Genomic DNA, 17418 nt, shown 5'->3' on the forward strand with positions numbered 1-17418 from the left:
GGCCCACAGCATAACGCCGCCAACGTCCAGGGACGTTGACGGCGTTTTCAACACGCTGTTGCGTTGTTGCTCAGTCAGCCCAGCGGCCGGGACCGGTGGACTGCGGCAGCACCTGCGCCGACAGCGGGCGGTCCGTTTCCAGCAGGTTGAGCGCATCGGCCAGGATCGAGGCCGACTCCTTCAACAGCGGGTCCGGACGCTTCTCGGCGGCCTTCTCGCGTGCGGCATCCTTGACGATGTCGCGCTCGTTGCCGGTCAGGCCGTCGTCGCTGCTGTCCTCGGCCAGCGGGTCCAGCGGCAGGCCCAGCTCCCTGCGGGTGGCCTGGCGCTGCTTGCGCTGCGTTTCCTGGCGGTCACGCTCGGCGCGGCGGTCGGCCTCGTTGAGCGAGACGTACTTCTTGGCCGCCTCGGTGCGGAACTGGTTGACGTCCTCTTCCCACCACTGGAACTCGCGGTCGTTCTGGATGCGCTGGCCATGGCGGGTTTCCAGGCGCGGCAGGATCGGCGCGAAATTGCCGTACTGGGTGTGCGGCACCGCGGCGATGCGCGTCCACGGCAGCGCGTTGTCGTAGGTGCTCTCGCCGAACTCGCTGGCATCCACGCTGGCCGGGAAGGCCAGGTCCGGTACCACGCCCTTGTGCTGGGTGCTGGAGCCGCTGACGCGGAAGAACTGGGCGATGGTCAGCTTCACCTGGCCGAAGCGCTCCTTCTCGCTGGCCGGCCAGCGGTCCAGCGGCACCACGTTCTGCACGGTGCCCTTGCCGAAGGTGGTTTCACCGATGACCAGGCCACGCCCGTAGTCCTGGATGGCACCGGCGAAGATCTCCGATGCCGACGCCGAGCCACGGTTGATCAGCACCGCCAGCGGGCCGTCCCAGGCCACGGCCGGGTTGCGGTCGCTGTTGACGGTGACGCGGCCACCGGATTCGCGCACCTGCACCACCGGGCCCTGCTCGATGAACAGGCCGGTCAGTTCGATCGCCTCGTCCAGCGAGCCGCCGCCGTTGTTGCGCAGGTCCAGCACCACGCCGTCGACCTTGTCGGCCTTGAAGCCGGCCAGCAGCTTGGCCACGTCGCGGGTCGCGGAGGCATAGTCGGCCGCGTTGCGGCGACGGCCTTCGAAATCCTGGTAGAAGGTCGGCAGCTTGACGATGCCGATGCGGCGCTGCGCCTCGCCGGCCGCGCCGGGGATGGTCATGGTCTCGCCCTTGGCAGCCTGCTCGGACAGGCGGATCTTCTGCCGGGTGATGGTCACCATGCGGTGCTTGCCGTCCACGCCTTCGGCCGCCGGGATGTACTCCAGCCGCACCTGGGTGTCCTTGGCACCGCGGATCTTGGACACCACGTCATCGATGCGCCAGCCGATCACGTCCTCGATCGGACCGGAACGGCCCTGGCCCACACCGACGATGCGGTCACCGGCCTTGAGCGTGCCGTCCAGGTCCAGCGGACCACCGGGCACCACCTCGCGGATCACCACCACGTCGTCCTGGCGCTGCAGCTGGGCACCGATGCCCTCCAGCGACAGCGACATGGCCTGGTTGAAGTTCTCGGCCGTGCGCGGGGTGAAGTAGTCGGTGTGCGGGTCGACGGCGCTGGTATAGGCGTTCATGTAGAACGAGAACACGTCGTCGTTCTTGAGCTCGTTGATGCTCTTGCCCAGCGTCTCGTAGCGCTTGTCCAGCGTCTTGCGGATGTCGGCGGCCGACTTGCCGGCCAGCTTCAGCCGCAGCCAGTCGTTCTTGACCGACTTGCGCCACAGCTCGTCGAGCTCGGCGCTGGTCGCCCACGGCACGTCCTTGCGGTCGTAGTCGAAGCGTTCCTGGACGCTGAAGTCCGGCTCCTGGCGCAGCAGGCGGCGGGCATAGGCCACGCGCTCGGTGGCGCGCTGGCGGTACACGCTGAACACCTGGAACGCCGGGTCCAGCTCGCCGGAGCGGATCGCATCGCCGGTGCGCGCGGCCAACGGCGCAAAGCCGTCCACGTCGTCCTTGGTGAAGAACTGCTTGCCGCTGTCCAGCGACTCCAGGTAACGCTTGAACACGTCCTGCGAGGTGGCCGCGTCCAGCGCGCGCGGGCGGTAGGCGTAGCGGCTGTCCGACAGCAGCCCGTAGACCAGCTTGGAGGTGGTGGTCTGGTCGAGCGTCGGGGACGACGGCAGGGCCGGGGAATCGGCGCGCGCCAGCATCGCGGCGGGCGCGGTCAGCGCGAAGGCCAGCAGGAAGGCGGGAACTCGGTAAGTCATCAAAGTACTCGGGGCACCGGACGTTGGGGGGAGGTTGCGGACAGCTCGGACACTTCGACAGTGCCGAAAGTTTCGGCCGTTGTCACGCTGTCCACGGCCAGACTAGCCGCAGCCCCGTAGCAGAATGTGAATCGCCCGGACACGGGCTGGCGGCGACCGCCCTGCCCACGCCTGCGCTGCGGCAGGCGCTGGGCACTCAGGCCGCGCTCAGACGTGGACGCCGGCACCGGCCGCCTGCTGGTCGGCGTGGTAGGAGGAACGCACCATCGGGCCGGAGGCCACGTGGGTGAAGCCCAGCGCGTAGCCGTAGTCCTCGAACGCCTTGTATTCCTCCGGCGTCCAGTAACGCAGCACCGGGTGGTGGTGCGCGGTCGGCTGCAGGTACTGGCCGATGGTGACCATCTCCACGTCATGCGCGCGCAGGTCGCGCAGGGTGGCCTGCACCTGCTCGAAGGTCTCGCCCAGGCCGAGCATGATGCCGGACTTGGTCGGCACGTCCGGGTGCTGCGCCTTGAAGTTCTTCAGCAGGGTCAGCGACCACTGGTAGTCCGCGCCCGGGCGTACGTTGCGATACAGGTCCGGCACGGTCTCGATGTTGTGGTTGAACACGTCCGGCGGGTTGGTCGCCAGGATCTCCAGCGCGCGCTCCATGCGGCCCTTGCCACGGAAGTCCGGGGTGAGCACCTCGATGCGGGTGCCCGGCGACTTGGCGCGGATGGCCGCGATGCAGTCGACGAAGTGCTGGGCACCGCCGTCGCGCAGGTCGTCGCGGTCGACGCTGGTCACCACCACGTACTTCAGGCCCATGTCGGCCACGGTCTGGCCGAGGCTGGCCGGTTCGTTGGCATCCGGCGGCTTGGGCCGGCCGTGGGCCACGTCGCAGAACGAGCAGCGGCGGGTGCAGACCTCGCCCAGGATCATGAAGGTGGCGGTGCCGTGGCCGAAGCATTCGTGGATGTTCGGGCAGCTGGCTTCCTCGCACACGGTGACCAGGCGGTTCTCGCGCAGCTTGGCCTTCAGGTTGGCCACCGCATTGCCCGAGGGGATGCGCACGCGGATCCACGACGGCTTGCGCAGCACCGGGGCGTCGGCGAACTGCACCGGCGAGCGGCCGATCTTGTCACCGCCGATCTGCTTGACACCGGCCTGCAACGGCGCGGACGAGGTATCGGCCTGCACGACCTGCAGGGGAATGGAGCGCGTGGTGGATTCAGTCATGGCGTTACCGGCGGCGTCAGGGCCGCGTAGTCAGGTCGGGCAATTCGGGCGTCGGCTGCAGCGCCAGCCCGAACTGCTGGGCCAGATGGGACAGCAGCACCGACTTGACCGCCTCGATGCCCGAGGGACCGCCCAAGTCTAGCACCGAGGTCACCTGCATCCCGGCGTAACCGCAGGGGTTGATGCGGTGGAACGGTTCCAGGTCCAGCGAAACGTTGAAGGCCAGCCCGTGGAAGCTGCAGCCGCGCCGCACGCGGATGCCGAGCGCGGCGATCTTGGCCCCGCCGACGTAGACGCCCGGGGCGCCCTCCAGCCGTTCGGCGCCGATGTTCCACTCGTCCAGCGTGTCGATGATGGCCTGCTCGATGCGGCACACGTAGTCACGCACGCCGATGCCGAGCCGGCGCAGGTCCAGCAGCGGGTAGACCACGATCTGGCCGGGGCCGTGGTAGGTCACCTGGCCACCGCGGTCCACGTGCAGCACCGGGATGTCGCCAGGGGCGAGCACGTGCTCGTCCTTGCCGGCCTGCCCCAGGGTGAACACCGGGTCGTGCTCGACCACCCAGACCTCGTCGGTGGTGCCGTCGTCGCGGCCGTCGGTGAACTGCTGCATCGCATGCCAGACCGGCGCATAGCCCTGCCGGCCGAGGTCACGCAGGACGGCGGGCCGCTGGCGCGCGGACGCCGCCGGTACCGCGCAGGCGGTCACAGCGTCCACTTCACTTCCGGATGGTCACGCAGCGCGGCATGCGCCGCGTCGTACTGCTCGCGGCTGTCGGCCCGGAAGGCGATGCGCACGGAGACGTACTTGCCGTTGGACGAATGCTTCCAGGCGATGCGCTCGTTGAGCACTTCCACCCCGGCGCTCTGCAGCAACCTGGGCAGTTCCTGCTCCAGCCCGATGTTGGCCGCGCCCATGGCGCTCAACTCGAAGGTACCGGGGAACTGGAAGCCGTGTTCAGGATTGTCGGACTTGATTTCCATGGCGGACATTATCGGGGCGTGGCGCCCCAAACCCAAGGCCATGGCCGGTTTACAGCCTTCCAAAACGGGAAGGGCCGCTTTCGCGGCCCTTCCGGCAGGCATCGGCAGCTTACCTGGACAGTTCCAGCAGGGTCGAGGAGACCCAGCCACGGTTGCCCAGTTCATCTTCCACTTCCCACATCACGCCTTCCTTGGTGCCGGTCGGGTACAGCATCATGCCCGGATCCAGGGTGCGCACCGGGGCACCGGTGCCGCGGGCGTTGGCCAGCAGGCGACCGGCACGGGTCACGGTCACGGCCTGCTGCGCGTTGGAAGCGGCGGCATTCTCCGGCAGGCCACCCAGCTGGGCGACGATGTCGGTGTAGGCCTGCAGGTAGGCCATGGTGATCACCTGGCCGATTTCGGTGTTGGCGTAACCGCCCACGCCCGCCGCGCCCAGGCCGCTGCCGCCGAACAGGCCGCCGCCGGCACCAAAGCCCATGTCGCTCTTGCGTGCGGAGCCTTCGGCCATGGCCACCTGCTCGGAGGAACGCACGTCGGTCACGGTCAGGACCACATCGGCGGTCTTGCTGGTGAAGTTCAGGCCACCGACGATCGCGCCGGCGCGGCCGCCGATCAGGCCGCCCAGCAGGCCACCGATGGCATTGCCACCGGCGTTGCTGTTCTGCGAGATCAGGTCCGGGATCATCACGTAGTCGGCGGCCTTGATCTGGCCCTTGCCGACGTTGGAACGGCCACGCAGCTCGCCGCTGGCGGCCAGCTCACGCTCGAACTGGCCGGCGGCCATGCCGGCGCCACGGTCGACCAGGGTGAAGCAGCGCGAACGGTTGACGAACACCTTGATCAGGCGGCTCGGCGCCGGCAGCTGCTGGCCGGTCCACCAGTTGGTGGCATCTTCCGGCTCGATCACCGACATCGAACCGATCGGGCGCTGGCAGGTCGGAATCTGGGCGACCGCAGCCTTGCGCTGTTCCTGCGCCTGGGTGCCCCGGTTCTTGAATGATGCTTCGGCGGGCTGGCTGGTGACAGCCGCGGCAATACCTACGGTGAGCGCCGCTGCAACGAGCGGCGAAAAGACGTTACGCATATCAGTTACTTCCCCGTTACCTGCACCTATCGAGGTGCGTTCCTTTGGCGTTTGCGACCTAGCGGCAAAATCCTGTTCCACCCCACTTTCGGGCAGGCGAGCGCGGGCCGGTCGCGCCGATGCTACCGCACGAAGATCAAGGGATTCCATCAAAGTCTTGTGGGAAAACCCCGCGACTTGCGCCTCCCAGGGTGTGATCGTCCGCAAATTTCGATGGACGTCACGTTGCAAACCCCCATTCATCTTGTTGGAAACCACCAGCAGCCTGCCCGCGCCTTCCACCGGTATGCGCGGTCATTTCCCCTTGCTCCCGAAACAATTTGTCCGTTCAGGGCCCGATGTTCAAACCGGCCCGCGCCGCTAAGCTGGTCCGATCTTACGAACGACATCATGGAGAACGCCGCATGAGGGACGGCAAGGGCTTTCCTCTCGCCGCGCTGCTGGCCGGCACCCTGCTCGCCAGCACCGCCCAGGCCGCTGAACAATGCGCGCAGAGCGCCTTGGCCGAGCACCCGCCGGCGATCAACTTCCGCGTCGACAACGACCTGTTCGGCGGCGCCCAGCAAGACCAGGGCTACACCAATGGCGCGATGTTCACCCTGGTCTCGCCGAACCTGAAGGACTACACCGACGACCCCTGCCTGCCGCGCCTGGCACGCTGGACCAACCGGCACCTGGAACGCCTGCATCCGGGCGGGTTCGAACAGCAGAACATGATCTTCAGCTTCGGCCAGGGCCTGTTCACGCCGACCGACAACACCCGCTCGGACCTGATCCGCGACGACCGTCCGTATGCCGCCGCGCTGCTGGTGAACTTCGGCTACAACGCGCGCAGCGGCGCACACCTGCGCACCACCCAGCTGGCGGTCGGCATGGTCGGCCCGGCGGCCATGGGCAAGCAGGTGCAGCAGGCGGTACACAGCGTGCTGGGCGACGAGAAGTTCAAGGGCTGGGACAACCAGCTGCACAACGAGCCGGTGTTCAAGCTGGTGCATGAGCGGATGCGCCGGTGGCCGGCCGAGCCCAGCACCGCTGGCTGGGGCTGGGACGCGATCAGCCATTGGGGCGGCGCGCTGGGCAACCTCGCCACCTACGCCAACGCCGGTGGCGAAGTCCGCTTCGGCTGGAAGCTGCCCGACGATTTCGGCAGCTCGCCGATGCGCCCGGCCGGCGAGAACACCGCGCCGACCCGGCTGGGCCGCGCCGCGGGCTGGTCCGGCCACCTGTTCCTCACCAGCGACGCCCGCTGGGTGCTGCGTGACATCACCCTGGACGGCAACACCTTCCGCACCAGCCACCGCGTGGACAAGCGCCCGTTCGTCGGCGACATCGGCTATGGCGTGGCGGTGATGCGCGGGCGCTGGAAGTTCGCGCTGGCCCGCTACCACCGCACCCGCGAGTTCGAAGGCCAGAAGGAAACCCCGGTGTTCGGCAGCTTCACGGTCAGCCGCACGCTCTGACCCGCCTGCGGCTTCGCTGTGTAGCCGCGCGCCAGGCAGGCTCGGGCAGCGAGGCCCCCAAACAAAAGCGGCGCTGCCGCGTCCGACGAATCGTCGAGCGCGGCAGCGCCGCCTGGCCGTTCCGGCCGGTGGCCGCCCTTACTCGGACTTCCACCACATCATGAAGGCGTCCCACAGGCGCTTGAAGAAGCCACCCTCTTCCACCGCCTGCACCGCCACCAGCGGCGCCTCGGCGATCACCTTGCCATCCAGCGACACCTTGACGGTGCCGATCTGCTGGCCAGCGGTGATCGGGGCGACCAGCTGCTTGGGCACGTCCATGCTCGGCTTGAGGTCGTTGTAACGGCCGCGCGGCACGCTCACCAGCATCGGCTGGGCAACGCCCAACTGCACCTCATCGGCCTTGCCCTTCCAGACGTGCTGGCTAGTCACGGCCTTGCCCGGCTCGTACAGGCGATGGGTTTCGAAGAAGCGGAAGCCCCAGTTCAGCAGTGCCAGGCTGTCATCGGCACGCTGCTTCTCCGAGGCACCGCCCATCAGCACCGCGATCAGGCGCTGGTCGCCGCGCTGGGCCGAGCTCATCAGGCAGTAGCCGGCCGCCGAGGTGTGGCCGGTCTTGATGCCGTCCACGCTCGCATCACGCCACAACAGCAGGTTGCGGTTGGGCTGGGTGATGTTGCCGACGGTGAATTCCTTGATCTTGTTGTACGCGTAGGTCTCCGGGTAATCGCGCACGAAGGCGCGGCCCAGCAGCGCCAGGTCGTAGGCGCTGGACTGGTGGCCTTCGGCGTTGAGGCCGTGCGCGTTGACGAAGTGCGAGTCCTTCATGCCGATCTTGGCGGCGTAGCTGTTCATCAGCGCGGCGAAGGCCTCCTGGCTGCCGGCGGCATGTTCGGCCAGGGCGATCGCGGCATCGTTGCCGGACTGGATCGCCATGCCCTTTTCCATGTCCTCCAGGCGCGCGGTCTGGTTGACCGGGAAACCGCTGTAGCTGCCGTCGGTGCCCGCGCCGCCTTCACGCCAGGCGCGCTCGCTCATCATCACCTGGTCGTCCGGCTTGATCTTGCCGTTCCTGGTCTCGGCAGCGAGCACGTAGGACGTCATCACCTTGGTGATGCTGGCCGGCGGCACCGCCATGTGGACGTTCTCGCCGGCCAGCACCTGGCCGGTGGCGTAATCCATCAACACCCAGGCGGTGGCGGTGGTCGGGACCGGTGCCGGCGGCGTCGCCACCTGGGCCGGAGCGGCCGCGGCAGCGGGGGCTGGGTTCGGCGTGGGGGTGGGCGTCTGGGCGGATGCCAGGCCAACGACGAGCGTCGTGGCCAGCGCGGCGGCGGCAAAACGGAATTTCATCGGAAATCGGTTCCTGCGGGACGAGGAAAAAAGAAACGGACGATCATTGTAGGACGGGCGCACCGCCATTGCGGTGCGACATCCGGCGTCAGTCGCGGACGATCTGCGGACTGCCAAAGCCCAGACCCGCAATGCGCCCGGCGAGTTCCGCCGCACTGCTCTGGTCGCTGGCCGGTACACGCAGGCGCCACAGGGTACGCCCGCCGCTGACGATATCGCTGAGCGAGGCGCCGACGATACCGGCGGCCGACAACTGGCTCAGCGCCCGTGCAGCATTGTCGCGGCTGGAAAAGCTGGCCACCTGCAGCAGGATGGCGCCCAACGCACGCGTGGCCGGGTCGGCCGGAACCGCCGGCGTGGTGGCCGCGCGCACGGCCGGTGCGGGCGCCGTCGCCGGCAGCGGTTGTACGGCCACCGGGGCCGGTTCGGCACCGGCGGCGCGCGTGGCGGCCGGGCGACCGGTGGCCACGCGCACGCCGTTGTCCTTCATCCACGCGTCGAAATGATCGGCACTGGCGACCGCGGTGGTGGCCGTCGGCGGGGTCGCGGCAGGCGGGTTCGGCAGCTTTTCCACCAACTGGTCCATGCGGCTTGGTGCCACCGGTCGGGCCGGCGCACTGACCGTCGCCACCACCGGCGCGGCCGCGCGTTCGCCGCGGCCACGGCGGCTGCCGGCCAGCACGTTGTCGCTGCCCGGGGTCAGGCCACGCACCTCGACCCGGCCGGTGCCGCGCTGGGTGATGCCCAGGCGCACCGCGGCCGCGTAGCTCAGGTCGATCACGCGGCCGTCGTGGAAGGGCCCGCGGTCATTGACCCGCACCACCACCGACTCACCGTTGTCCAGGTTGGTGACACGGGCGAAGCTGGGCAGCGGCAGGGTCTTGTGCGCGGCGGTGAAGGCGTACATGTCGTACACCTCGCGGTTGGAGGTCAGCCGGCCGTGGAACTTCTGGCCGTAATACGAGGCCGTGCCCTGCTCGACGTAGCGGCTGACGTCGTCCATCACCTGGTACTGCTTGCCCAGCACCACATAGGGCGAGCGGTTGCCCACCGCCGAACGCGGCTCGCTGGTCACCACCGGTTCGGGGATGCAGTCCACGTTGGGGATGTAGCTTGGCGTGCTGTCCCTGACGCCCGGCTTGTACAGGCCTCCGGCGGTGTAATTGCCGCGCGTGGAGAGGTCTTCCTGCGCCTTGGCGTACGGCGAGCCTTCCGGGCAACCGGCACGGGCGTCACCGCGGCCATGCACCACCGTGCCGGCATGCGCGCTGGCAGCGGCACTGCCGCCGCCGGCCTTCTTCGAGGCGCTGCTGCAGGCGGCCAGCCCGAGCACGATCAACGCAGGGACCAGCCACTTGATGTTCATGCCGGGGGGAGCTCCTTGCCGGCGATGGCCTGGGACAGCTGGAACACGGCCATCGCGTACATCTTGGAGATGTTGTATCGGGTGATCGCGTAGTAGTTCTGGAAGCCCAGCCAGTACTGCTTGCCGTTGCTACCTTCCAGGGTCACCGGCGTGGCGGTGGCGTTGGCCGCGCGGATCGGCGTCACCGCGTGGTAGCCGCGCGCGGCCAGGTCATCGATGGTCCAGGTCGGGGTCCAGTCGGTCGGGTTGAACTCCTCGCGGCCGGCGTCGAGCGTGGCCGGCACCGCGACGGTGCCACCGCGCACCCAACCGCCCTTCTTCACGAAGTAGTTGGCGATCGAGGAAAACACGTCGTCATAGCTGTTGAACAGGTCCCGGCGGCCGTCACCGTTGCCGTCCACGGCGAAGTCCAGGTAGCTGGACGGCATGAACTGGCCCATGCCCATCGCGCCGGCGTAGCTACCCTTGAGGGTGGTGATGTCCAGCTTCTCCATGCGCGCCAGTTCGAACAGCTTGGCCAGCTCGTCGCGGAAGAACAGCTCGCGGCGCACCTCGCGCTCGAGCTTGGCCGGGTCGCCGCTGCGCGGGTACTTGAAGGCCAGCGTGTACAGCGCATCGAGCACGCGGTGGTTGCCGGCATTGCGGCCGTAGCTGGTCTCCACGCCGATGATCGCCACGATCACCTCGGCCGGCACGCCGGTGCGTTCCTGCACCCGCATCAGCTCGTCGCGGTGCTGGGCCAGGAAGGCACGGCCGCCGTCGATGCGGGCCTGGGTGATGAACATCGGCCGGTATTCGTTCCACGGCTTGACCCGCTCGGCCGGCCGCGACATCGCCGCGATGATCGGTTCGCGGATCTGCGCCTGCGCCAGCGTGGCTTCGATGTAGGCCGGATCGATGCGGTAACGCGCCGCGGTGTCACGGACGAAATTGGCACGGGCGGTTTCGAAGGGCACCGGGGTCAGGTCGACCGGGGGCAAGTCCTGCTTGCTTTCCGGAGTCGCCTCGGCCGGACCGGTGCCTGGCTTGGCCGGCGTGGCGGGTGCCTCGGCCGGAACCGGCGACGGCGTGGGGGCATGCGGCTGGGTCGCGCAGGCGACCAGACCGAACGTGAGACAGCAAATCAGAGCGCGTCGAATCATCGGCCGAGATTAGCAGGTCAAAGATGAATTTCCATCAATAAGACCATGAATCCCAACGAGATTGAAGGGGAAAATCCGTCCACGGATGGCACCCTGCGGCGCCCCTGGAAGATGAATGCGGCCACGCTTTGCCGGCCCTGCCCGTCCACCGGGCATAAAAATGGGCGTCGGCCATCCCCCCATCCCGCAGAGATGACCGACGCCCGGATTGGTGTGGGGGAACCGGGTCGTCATCTCCCCATGCCGACCCGCCAACAACCAACCGGTTGTCGCGGCGCGACAGCTGCCAGCGACGCTGACATTGTGAAGAACTCGTAAAGCCTTGTGTTTGATCTCGATCAAAAGCCGGGCAATCAACCCAACTCAGCCACCGTGGACCGGTCGGTGCGCACGCACCGCCATCACCAGGCCGAAGCCAGCCAGCAGCGAGACCGCCGAGGTGCCGCCATAGCTGATCAGCGGCATCGGCACGCCCACCACCGGCAGCAGGCCGGAGATCATGCCGCCGTTGACCAGGATGTACACGAAGAAGGCCAGGCCGGTGGCGCCGGCCAGCAGCCGCGAGTAGGTATCGCGCGCCTCCACCGCGATCCACAGGCACCGGCCGATCACGAACAGGTACAGGGCCAGCACCACCGCCACCCCGACCCAGCCGTATTCCTCGCTGAGCACGGAGAAGGCGAAATCGGTGGTCTGCTCGGGGATGAAGTTCAGGTGCGACTGCGAGCCCAACCCCCAGCCCTTGCCGGTCAGGCCACCGGAGCCGATCGCGATCTTGGACTGGATGATGTTCCAGCCGGCCCCGAGCGGGTCACTCTCCGGGTCGAGGAACATCATGATGCGGTCCTTCTGGTAGGGCCGCAGCAGCCACAGCCACGCCACCGGCGCGGCCGCGGCCACGCCGCCCACGCCGATGCCCACCCACCACCACGGCAGGCCGGCCAGCAGCAGCACGAACGCGCCGCTGGCGGCGATCAGCACGCCGGTGCCGAAGTCCGGCTGCAGCATCACCAGCCCGGTCGGCACGCCGATGATCACCGCCGCCACCAGCACCACCGGAATGCGCGGCGGCAGCGGCATGCGATTGAGGTACCAGGCCACCATCATCGGCAGGCTGACCTTGAGCAACTCGGCCGGCTGCAGGTAGAACAGCCCCAGGTTCAGCCACTGCCGGCCGTACTTGCCGGTGCCCAGCACGAACACCGCCAGCAGCGGCAGCATGGAGACGGCATAGATCAGCGGCGTCCAGGCGCGGATGCGCAGGATGGAAACCCGCGAGATGGCCCACATCGCCACCAGGCCCACCGCGAAGCGCACGCCCTGCGCCATCACCAGCCCGCCACCGCCGGCGCTGTCCAGCACCGACAGGCCGATGCCCATCAGCACGGCCAGCGCGATCAGCAGCGGCCAGTCCAGGCCGCGGGTCAGGCGCTGGCCCATCTCCAGTGCCCAGCGCAGGAAGTCCCTCATCGTTGTGCCTCCGGGCCGCGCGCCTCGGGCCCGGCCGGACGCGATGGCGCCACGGCGGGGGATTCGGGAGAGGACGGTGCCTGTGGCGGTGGCGCGGGCGCGCCCACCATCACCGGCATGGCATCGAACAGCAGTGCCGCCTGTTCACCACGGGCGCGTGCGGTCGGGTCCTCGGTATCGAAGGTGGCGATGCCGACCGCGACGGTGCCGCGCTCGGCATCCAGCGGCTGCAGGCCCTCGGGCATCACGCCCAGGAGCCACGCATCGAACACCTTGCGCGCGATCGGCGCGGCCGCCGAACCACCGTAACCACCACCCTCCACGGCGATGGCGATGGCGATGACCGGGTCCTCGGCCGGCGCAAAGCCCACGAACAGCGCGCGGTGGCGCAGGTGCATCGGCAGGCTCTTGGGGTTCAGCGCGGCGGTGCCCTTGCGGCTGATCACCTGCGCGGTACCGGTCTTGCCGGCCATCCGGTACTGCGCCCCGGCGGCGACACGCCAGCCGCTGCCACCGGGCTGCATGGTGCCCATCATGCCTTCGCGCACGGCCTGCAGGTTGGACGGGTTGGGGCTGATCGACCGCGGTGCCGGCTGCGCCATCGCCATCCAGTCGTGGTCGAAACCGGCGCGCTGTTCGGTGACCAGGTGGGGGCGCCGCAGCTGTCCGGTGGCCAAGCCGCCCACGCCGCGCGCCAGCTGCAGCGGCGTCACTTTCCACAGGCCCTGGCCGATGCTGGCATTGACGGTATCGCCCGGGTACCAGCGCTCGCGGTTCGCCTTGGCCTTGGCCGCCGGCGAGGGCAGGATGCCGCCGATCTCGCCGAGCAGGTCGATGCCGGTGGGCTGGCCGAAGCCGTAGTGGCCGCCCATGTACTCGTCATAGCGCTCGATGCCCATGTCGATGCCGAGCTGGTAGTAATAGGTGTTCACCGACTGCGAGATCGACTTGCGCAGGTCGGTCCAGCCATGGCCGCCACGGTTGGCGTCACCCCAGCCACGGCTGACGCCGGGCAGGTAGAACATGCCGCGCGAGAGGATCTTGTCCTCCGGCCGGCGCAGCCCGCTGTCCAGCCCGGCCAGGCCGAGGAACGGCTTGACCGTCGAACCCGGCGCCACGCCGCCCAGCACCAGCCGGTTGAACTGCGGCCGCGACGGGTTCTCGTTGAGGCGCCTGAAGTCGGCGTGCGAGATGCCGTTCACGAACAGATTGGGGTCGTACGACGGCAGGCTGACCATGGCCAGGATCTCGCCGGTACGCGGGTCGATCGCCACCGCCGAGCCTTCCTGCTCGCCGAAGGCGGCCACCATCGCCCGCTGCAGGTCGGCATCGATGGACAACCGCAGGTCGGTGCCCGACTGCGCCGGCACCCGGCCGACGGTGCGGATGGCGCGGCCCTGCACATTGGTCTCGACCTGCTCGTAGCCGATCTTCCCGCGCAGCTGCTGCTCGTAGTAGCGCTCCAGGCCGGACTTGCCGATGTGGGTCAGCGCGGCATTGCCCTCGCCCAGCTCCTCCAGGTCCTTGTCGTCGACCCGGCCGACGTAGCCGATGATGTGCGCGAACAGGTCGCCGTAGGGGTAGCGCCGGGTCAGGTACGGCTCCAGCTCCACGCCCGGGTAGCGCCAGCGGTCCACCGCGAAGCGCGCCATCTCGTCGTCGCTGACGCGCAGCTTGAGCGTCACCGGCATGAAGCTGCGGCGCGCCTTGCGCGACTGCCGGAAGCGCTCGATGTCCTCATCGCTCAACGAGAAGATCTGGCGCAGGCCGGCCAGGGTGGCCTCCATGTCCTGCACCTTGTCCGGGGTCACGTCCAGGCGGAAGGCCGGCACGTTCTCGGCCAGCAGCCGGCCGTTGCGGTCGTAGATCAGCCCGCGCCCCGGCACCACCGGACGCGCCTTGATGCGGTTGGCCTCCGAGCGCGTGGCATAGATGTCGTGGTCCAGCACCTGCAGCTTGAAGTACCAACCGCCCAGGAAGCCCAGCGCCAGCAGCACGCCGAGGAAGCCCAGTGCCGCGCGCCGCCGGAACTGTTCGGCCTCGGCGTGCGGGTTCTTGGTCTGGCGCCGGTTGTACATGCTCAGCGCCCGCGCTTGCCCAGCCGCACCGCATCCAGCAGCACATACAGCGGCAGCCACAGCGCCATGCCCAGCAGCGGCGCCCACCAGTAGCTCCAGGGCAGCAGCGGCGCATCACCGAGCAGGTGGATGGCCGCGTCGATGACGCGGTCGTTGAACAGCAGCCCGCCGATCGACAGCGCCTGCTGCGACAACGGGAAGAACCGGATCCGCGCGCGGAAGCGTTGCAGGATGAAGGCCATCACCACCAACCGCAGCGCCTGCTCGCCGAGGATGCCCCCGGTCAGCACATCGGCCAGCAGGCCGATGCAGAAGGCGAAGCCCAGCCCTGCGCGCTCGGGGGTCTCGATCACCCAGTACGCCAGCACCAGCGCCAGCCAGTACGGGCGCAGTGGCAGCAGCAGGTCAGGCAACGGCACCAGTGCCAGCAGGAACGCCAGCACGATGCTGACCGGCAGCACCCAGCCCTTGTTGCGTAGGCGGCTCATCGGCGCTGCTCCGGCGTGGCCTGCGGCGGCGGTACTTCGGCCGGAGCCGTGGAGGCATCGGCGGCGCCCGCCGGAGTGGCCGGGGCTGCTTCGGTGGGCGACGGGCCTGCCGGCGGTACGGCCGTGGCACCGGTCGGGGCCGGATGCGCCGACGGCGTGACGGTACCGGTCGCGTCGGCCGGGAGCTCCAGGCCCTGGGTCACCGGCAGGCGCGGGATGGCCGGCACCGAGCGCAGCAGCAGCACGTTGCGGCCACGGTCCAGCTTGGCCGCCGGCTCCAGTTCACCGACCAGGAAGGCATGGGTATCGTCCGGGCGCAGCTTGAGGATCCTGCCGACCGGGAAACCGGCGGGGAAACGCCCGCCCAGGCCCGAGGTCACGATCTCATCGCCCACCTCGACGCCCGCGCTGAGCGGGATGTCGCGCAGCTCCAGGCGGTCGCCGCGCCCGTAGGCGATCAGCCGCACCCCGTTGCGGGCCACGTTCACCGGCACCGCGTGGTCCGGGTCGGTCAGCAGCAGCACGGTCGAATGGCTGGCATTGACCGCGATCACCTGCCCCATCAGGCCGCCGGCATCGATCACCGCCTGGCCGACGTGCACGCCGTTGCGGCTGCCCGAATCCAGCACCACGCGCTGCTTCACCGGGTCCAGGTCGATGTCCAGGATCGGCGCCAGCTGCACGTCCAGGCCATTGCGTTCGGCGGCATTGAGCAGCTCGCGCAGTTGGGCGTTGTCCAGCGCGGCGGTCTGCAGGCGGGTCAGGCGGGCATTGGCCAGCAGCAGCTGGTTGCGCAGCTCGCGGTTCTCCTCGACCAGCTGGCCGTGGCTGGCGGCATGGTCCTTGACCGTGGCGCCGACGCGGCCGGGCAGCCCGGCCAGTGCCCAGACCGGCTGCACCACCACGCTGGCCTGCGCACGCAGGCGCGACAGCCAGCCGCCCTGGATGTCGAGCACGATCAGGGTGATGGCCAACGCTAGGTAAGCCAGCAGTCGCAATGTGCTGCTGGCGTCACCCTGTCGGGAGGCTACGGGAGGGCCGGCGTAAGGAGGCACGGATCAGGCGCTGGGAGCAGGGAAAGGGAAAAAGGGAATGGGGGCCGCAGGAGCCCCCGAACGTCAGCGCGCACACCGGATGTCATCTGCAGCGGGGGCAGGAACACGCGGACCGGGGCAGATCGCAGCAACCCACGCATCGTCATTCCCGGCTCCCCACCCCGATCCCGGCCTCACTCCGGCGCGAAGAACTCGTTGCCGTGCATGTCCACCAGCTCCAGCGCACGGCCGCCACCGCGGGCCACGCAGGTCAGCGGGTCATCGGCCACCTGCACGTGCAGGCCGGTCTCCTCGGAGATCAGGCGGTCCAGGTCGCGCAGCAGGGCGCCACCACCGGTCAGCACGATGCCGCGCTCGGCGACGTCGGCGCACAGTTCCGGCGGGGTCTGTTCCAGGGCCAGCTTGACCGCCGAGACGATGCCCGACAGCGGTTCGTGCAGGGCCTCGAGCACCTCGTTGGAGCTGATCTTGATCATCTTCGGCACGCCCTCGGCGAGGTTGCGGCCGGAGATCTCCATCTCGATCACTTCCGCCTGCGGGTAGGCACAGCCCAGCTCGACCTTGATGCGCTCGGCGGTGGCTTCACCGATCAGCATGCCGTGGTTGCGGCGCACGTAATTGGTGATGGACTCGTCGAAACGGTCGCCGCCGATGCGGACCGAGGCCGAATAGACGATGCCGTTCAGCGAGATGACCGCCACTTCGGTGGTGCCGCCGCCGATGTCGATGACCATCGAGCCACGCGCCTCGGTCACCGGCATGCCGGCGCCGATCGCCGCGGCCATCGGCTCCTCGATCAGGAACACGTCACGCGCACCGGCCTCCTCGGCCGACTCCTTGATGGCGCGGCGCTCGACCTGGGTCGAGCCGGCCGGCACGCAGACCAGCACGCGCGGGCTCGGGCGCAGCACGCGCGACTTGTGCACCTTCTTGATGAAGTGCTTGAGCATCGCCTCGGTGTAGGTGAAGTCGGCGATGACGCCGTCCTTCATCGGGCGGATGGTGGTGATGTGGCCCGGGGTACGGCCAAGCATCTGCTTGGCCTCGGCGCCGACGGCGGCCACCGAGCGGGTACCGCCGATGGCACGGTCCTGGCGCACGGCCACGACCGACGGCTCGTTCAGCACGATGCCCTGGCCGCGCACATAGATGAGGGTGTTGGCCGTGCCCAGGTCGATGGACAGGTCATTGGAGAACATGCCACGCAGCTTCTTGAACATCTGGGAAGTGATCCTGACGGGTGTCGTGCCCACGCCGGTTGGCGAAAAAATGGGCAGAAAATGAGGGCCGCTAGCCTATCAACCCACCATGGCCCGGGCAAGAAAAATCCTTGGAAAATCCGGGTTCCGGACCACATCAGGCAGACGCGGTACAGATTCGGTTGTGGCCGTCCGCCGCGGCACCCGGTAACCTTATGCGCTTTGGCGCGCTGCGCGCCGGCCCGCCTGCGGCCGCACGGCGGCGTTTTCCTT

General features: G+C 68.7%; 14 protein-coding genes. 1 reads left to right on the forward strand and 13 read right to left on the reverse strand.

Features of this window, described 5'->3' with window-relative positions:
• Positions 1-70: 70 nt before the first annotated feature.
• The 5 genes from AC06FE_RS08805 to AC06FE_RS08825 form a co-directional block, all read right to left on the reverse strand.
• Positions 71-2245, reverse strand: a complete 2175-nt coding sequence (locus AC06FE_RS08805) for a carboxy terminal-processing peptidase (protein ID WP_192287684.1) — start codon at positions 2243-2245, stop codon at positions 71-73.
• Between the two features lie 207 nt (positions 2246-2452).
• Complete coding sequence (lipA, locus tag AC06FE_RS08810; RefSeq protein WP_132865666.1) at positions 2453-3463, reverse strand: lipoyl synthase; 1011 nt, start codon at positions 3461-3463, stop codon at positions 2453-2455.
• A 16-nt stretch (positions 3464-3479) separates the two neighbouring features.
• Positions 3480-4181, reverse strand: coding sequence for a lipoyl(octanoyl) transferase LipB (gene lipB / locus AC06FE_RS08815; RefSeq protein WP_478072827.1), 702 nt, complete (start codon positions 4179-4181; stop codon positions 3480-3482).
• Positions 4169-4447 carry a DUF493 family protein gene (locus AC06FE_RS08820; protein ID WP_132865668.1) on the reverse strand — a complete coding sequence of 93 codons (279 nt, stop codon included), beginning with the start codon at positions 4445-4447 and terminating at the stop codon, positions 4169-4171. Before AC06FE_RS08820 ends, lipB begins: the two co-directional genes overlap by 13 nt.
• 109 nt (positions 4448-4556) lie before the next feature.
• Positions 4557-5534, reverse strand: a complete 978-nt coding sequence (locus tag AC06FE_RS08825) for a CsgG/HfaB family protein (RefSeq protein WP_132865669.1) — start codon at positions 5532-5534, stop codon at positions 4557-4559.
• Between the two features lie 404 nt (positions 5535-5938).
• On the opposite strand from AC06FE_RS08825, the gene AC06FE_RS08830 reads away from it, so the two are divergent.
• Positions 5939-6994, forward strand: a complete 1056-nt coding sequence (locus tag AC06FE_RS08830) for a lipid A deacylase LpxR family protein (RefSeq protein WP_192287685.1) — start codon at positions 5939-5941, stop codon at positions 6992-6994.
• Positions 6995-7132: 138 nt separating this feature from the next.
• Here AC06FE_RS08830 and AC06FE_RS08835 read toward each other — a convergent pair whose 3' ends face one another.
• The 8 genes from AC06FE_RS08835 to AC06FE_RS08870 all read right to left on the reverse strand — a co-directional run bounded on the left by AC06FE_RS08835 (position 7133) and on the right by AC06FE_RS08870 (position 17166).
• Positions 7133-8347 carry a D-alanyl-D-alanine carboxypeptidase family protein gene (locus AC06FE_RS08835; RefSeq protein ID WP_478072828.1) on the reverse strand — a complete coding sequence of 405 codons (1215 nt, stop codon included), beginning with the start codon at positions 8345-8347 and terminating at the stop codon, positions 7133-7135.
• A gap of 88 nt (positions 8348-8435) precedes the next feature.
• Positions 8436-9713: a septal ring lytic transglycosylase RlpA family protein gene (locus tag AC06FE_RS08840; RefSeq protein ID WP_478072829.1), complete on the reverse strand. Its 1278-nt coding sequence runs from the start codon at positions 9711-9713 to the stop codon at positions 8436-8438.
• Entirely contained in the window at positions 9710-10855 is a 1146-nt protein-coding gene (gene mltB, locus AC06FE_RS08845) for a lytic murein transglycosylase B (protein ID WP_132865673.1), read from the reverse strand. The genes AC06FE_RS08840 and mltB overlap by 4 nt, the downstream gene beginning before the upstream one ends.
• Before the next feature lie 363 nt (positions 10856-11218).
• A complete protein-coding gene (rodA, locus tag AC06FE_RS08850) occupies positions 11219-12325 on the reverse strand; it encodes a rod shape-determining protein RodA (RefSeq protein WP_132865674.1) in 1107 nt (368 codons plus the stop codon).
• Positions 12322-14403 carry a penicillin-binding protein 2 gene (gene mrdA / locus AC06FE_RS08855; RefSeq protein ID WP_478072830.1) on the reverse strand — a complete coding sequence of 694 codons (2082 nt, stop codon included), beginning with the start codon at positions 14401-14403 and terminating at the stop codon, positions 12322-12324. Before mrdA ends, rodA begins: the two co-directional genes overlap by 4 nt.
• Positions 14404-14405: 2 nt before the next feature.
• The gene (mreD, locus tag AC06FE_RS08860; protein WP_132865676.1) at positions 14406-14891 is read right to left on the reverse strand and encodes a rod shape-determining protein MreD; all 486 of its coding nucleotides are present in this window, start codon (positions 14889-14891) and stop codon (positions 14406-14408) included.
• Positions 14888-15946: a rod shape-determining protein MreC gene (mreC, locus tag AC06FE_RS08865; RefSeq protein ID WP_478072831.1), complete on the reverse strand. Its 1059-nt coding sequence runs from the start codon at positions 15944-15946 to the stop codon at positions 14888-14890. Before mreC ends, mreD begins: the two co-directional genes overlap by 4 nt.
• Positions 15947-16119: 173 nt before the next feature.
• A complete protein-coding gene (locus AC06FE_RS08870; RefSeq protein ID WP_005419402.1) occupies positions 16120-17166 on the reverse strand; it encodes a rod shape-determining protein in 1047 nt (348 codons plus the stop codon).
• Between the last annotated feature and the right edge of the window lie 252 nt (positions 17167-17418).

It is taken from the genome of Stenotrophomonas sp. Steno-C18 (assembly GCF_056393195.1).

Bases quoted from the DNA above. Each gene is read 5' to 3' on its own strand.
- AC06FE_RS08805 (WP_192287684.1), bottom strand. From the start codon at position 2,245: ATGACTTACCGAGTTCCCGCCTTCCTGCTGGCCTTCGCGCTGACCGCG.
- lipA (WP_132865666.1), bottom strand. From the start codon at position 3,463: ATGACTGAATCCACCACGCGCTCCATTCCCCTGCAGGTCGTGCAGGCC.
- AC06FE_RS08820 (WP_132865668.1), bottom strand. From the start codon at position 4,447: ATGGAAATCAAGTCCGACAATCCTGAACACGGCTTCCAGTTCCCCGGT.
- AC06FE_RS08825 (WP_132865669.1), bottom strand. From the start codon at position 5,534: ATGCGTAACGTCTTTTCGCCGCTCGTTGCAGCGGCGCTCACCGTAGGT.
- AC06FE_RS08830 (WP_192287685.1), top strand. From the start codon at position 5,939: ATGAGGGACGGCAAGGGCTTTCCTCTCGCCGCGCTGCTGGCCGGCACC.
- AC06FE_RS08835 (WP_478072828.1), bottom strand. From the start codon at position 8,347: ATGAAATTCCGTTTTGCCGCCGCCGCGCTGGCCACGACGCTCGTCGTT.
- AC06FE_RS08840 (WP_478072829.1), bottom strand. From the start codon at position 9,713: ATGAACATCAAGTGGCTGGTCCCTGCGTTGATCGTGCTCGGGCTGGCC.
- mltB (WP_132865673.1), bottom strand. From the start codon at position 10,855: ATGATTCGACGCGCTCTGATTTGCTGTCTCACGTTCGGTCTGGTCGCC.
- rodA (WP_132865674.1), bottom strand. From the start codon at position 12,325: ATGAGGGACTTCCTGCGCTGGGCACTGGAGATGGGCCAGCGCCTGACC.
- mrdA (WP_478072830.1), bottom strand. From the start codon at position 14,403: ATGTACAACCGGCGCCAGACCAAGAACCCGCACGCCGAGGCCGAACAG.
- mreD (WP_132865676.1), bottom strand. From the start codon at position 14,891: ATGAGCCGCCTACGCAACAAGGGCTGGGTGCTGCCGGTCAGCATCGTG.
- AC06FE_RS08870 (WP_005419402.1), bottom strand. From the start codon at position 17,166: ATGTTCAAGAAGCTGCGTGGCATGTTCTCCAATGACCTGTCCATCGAC.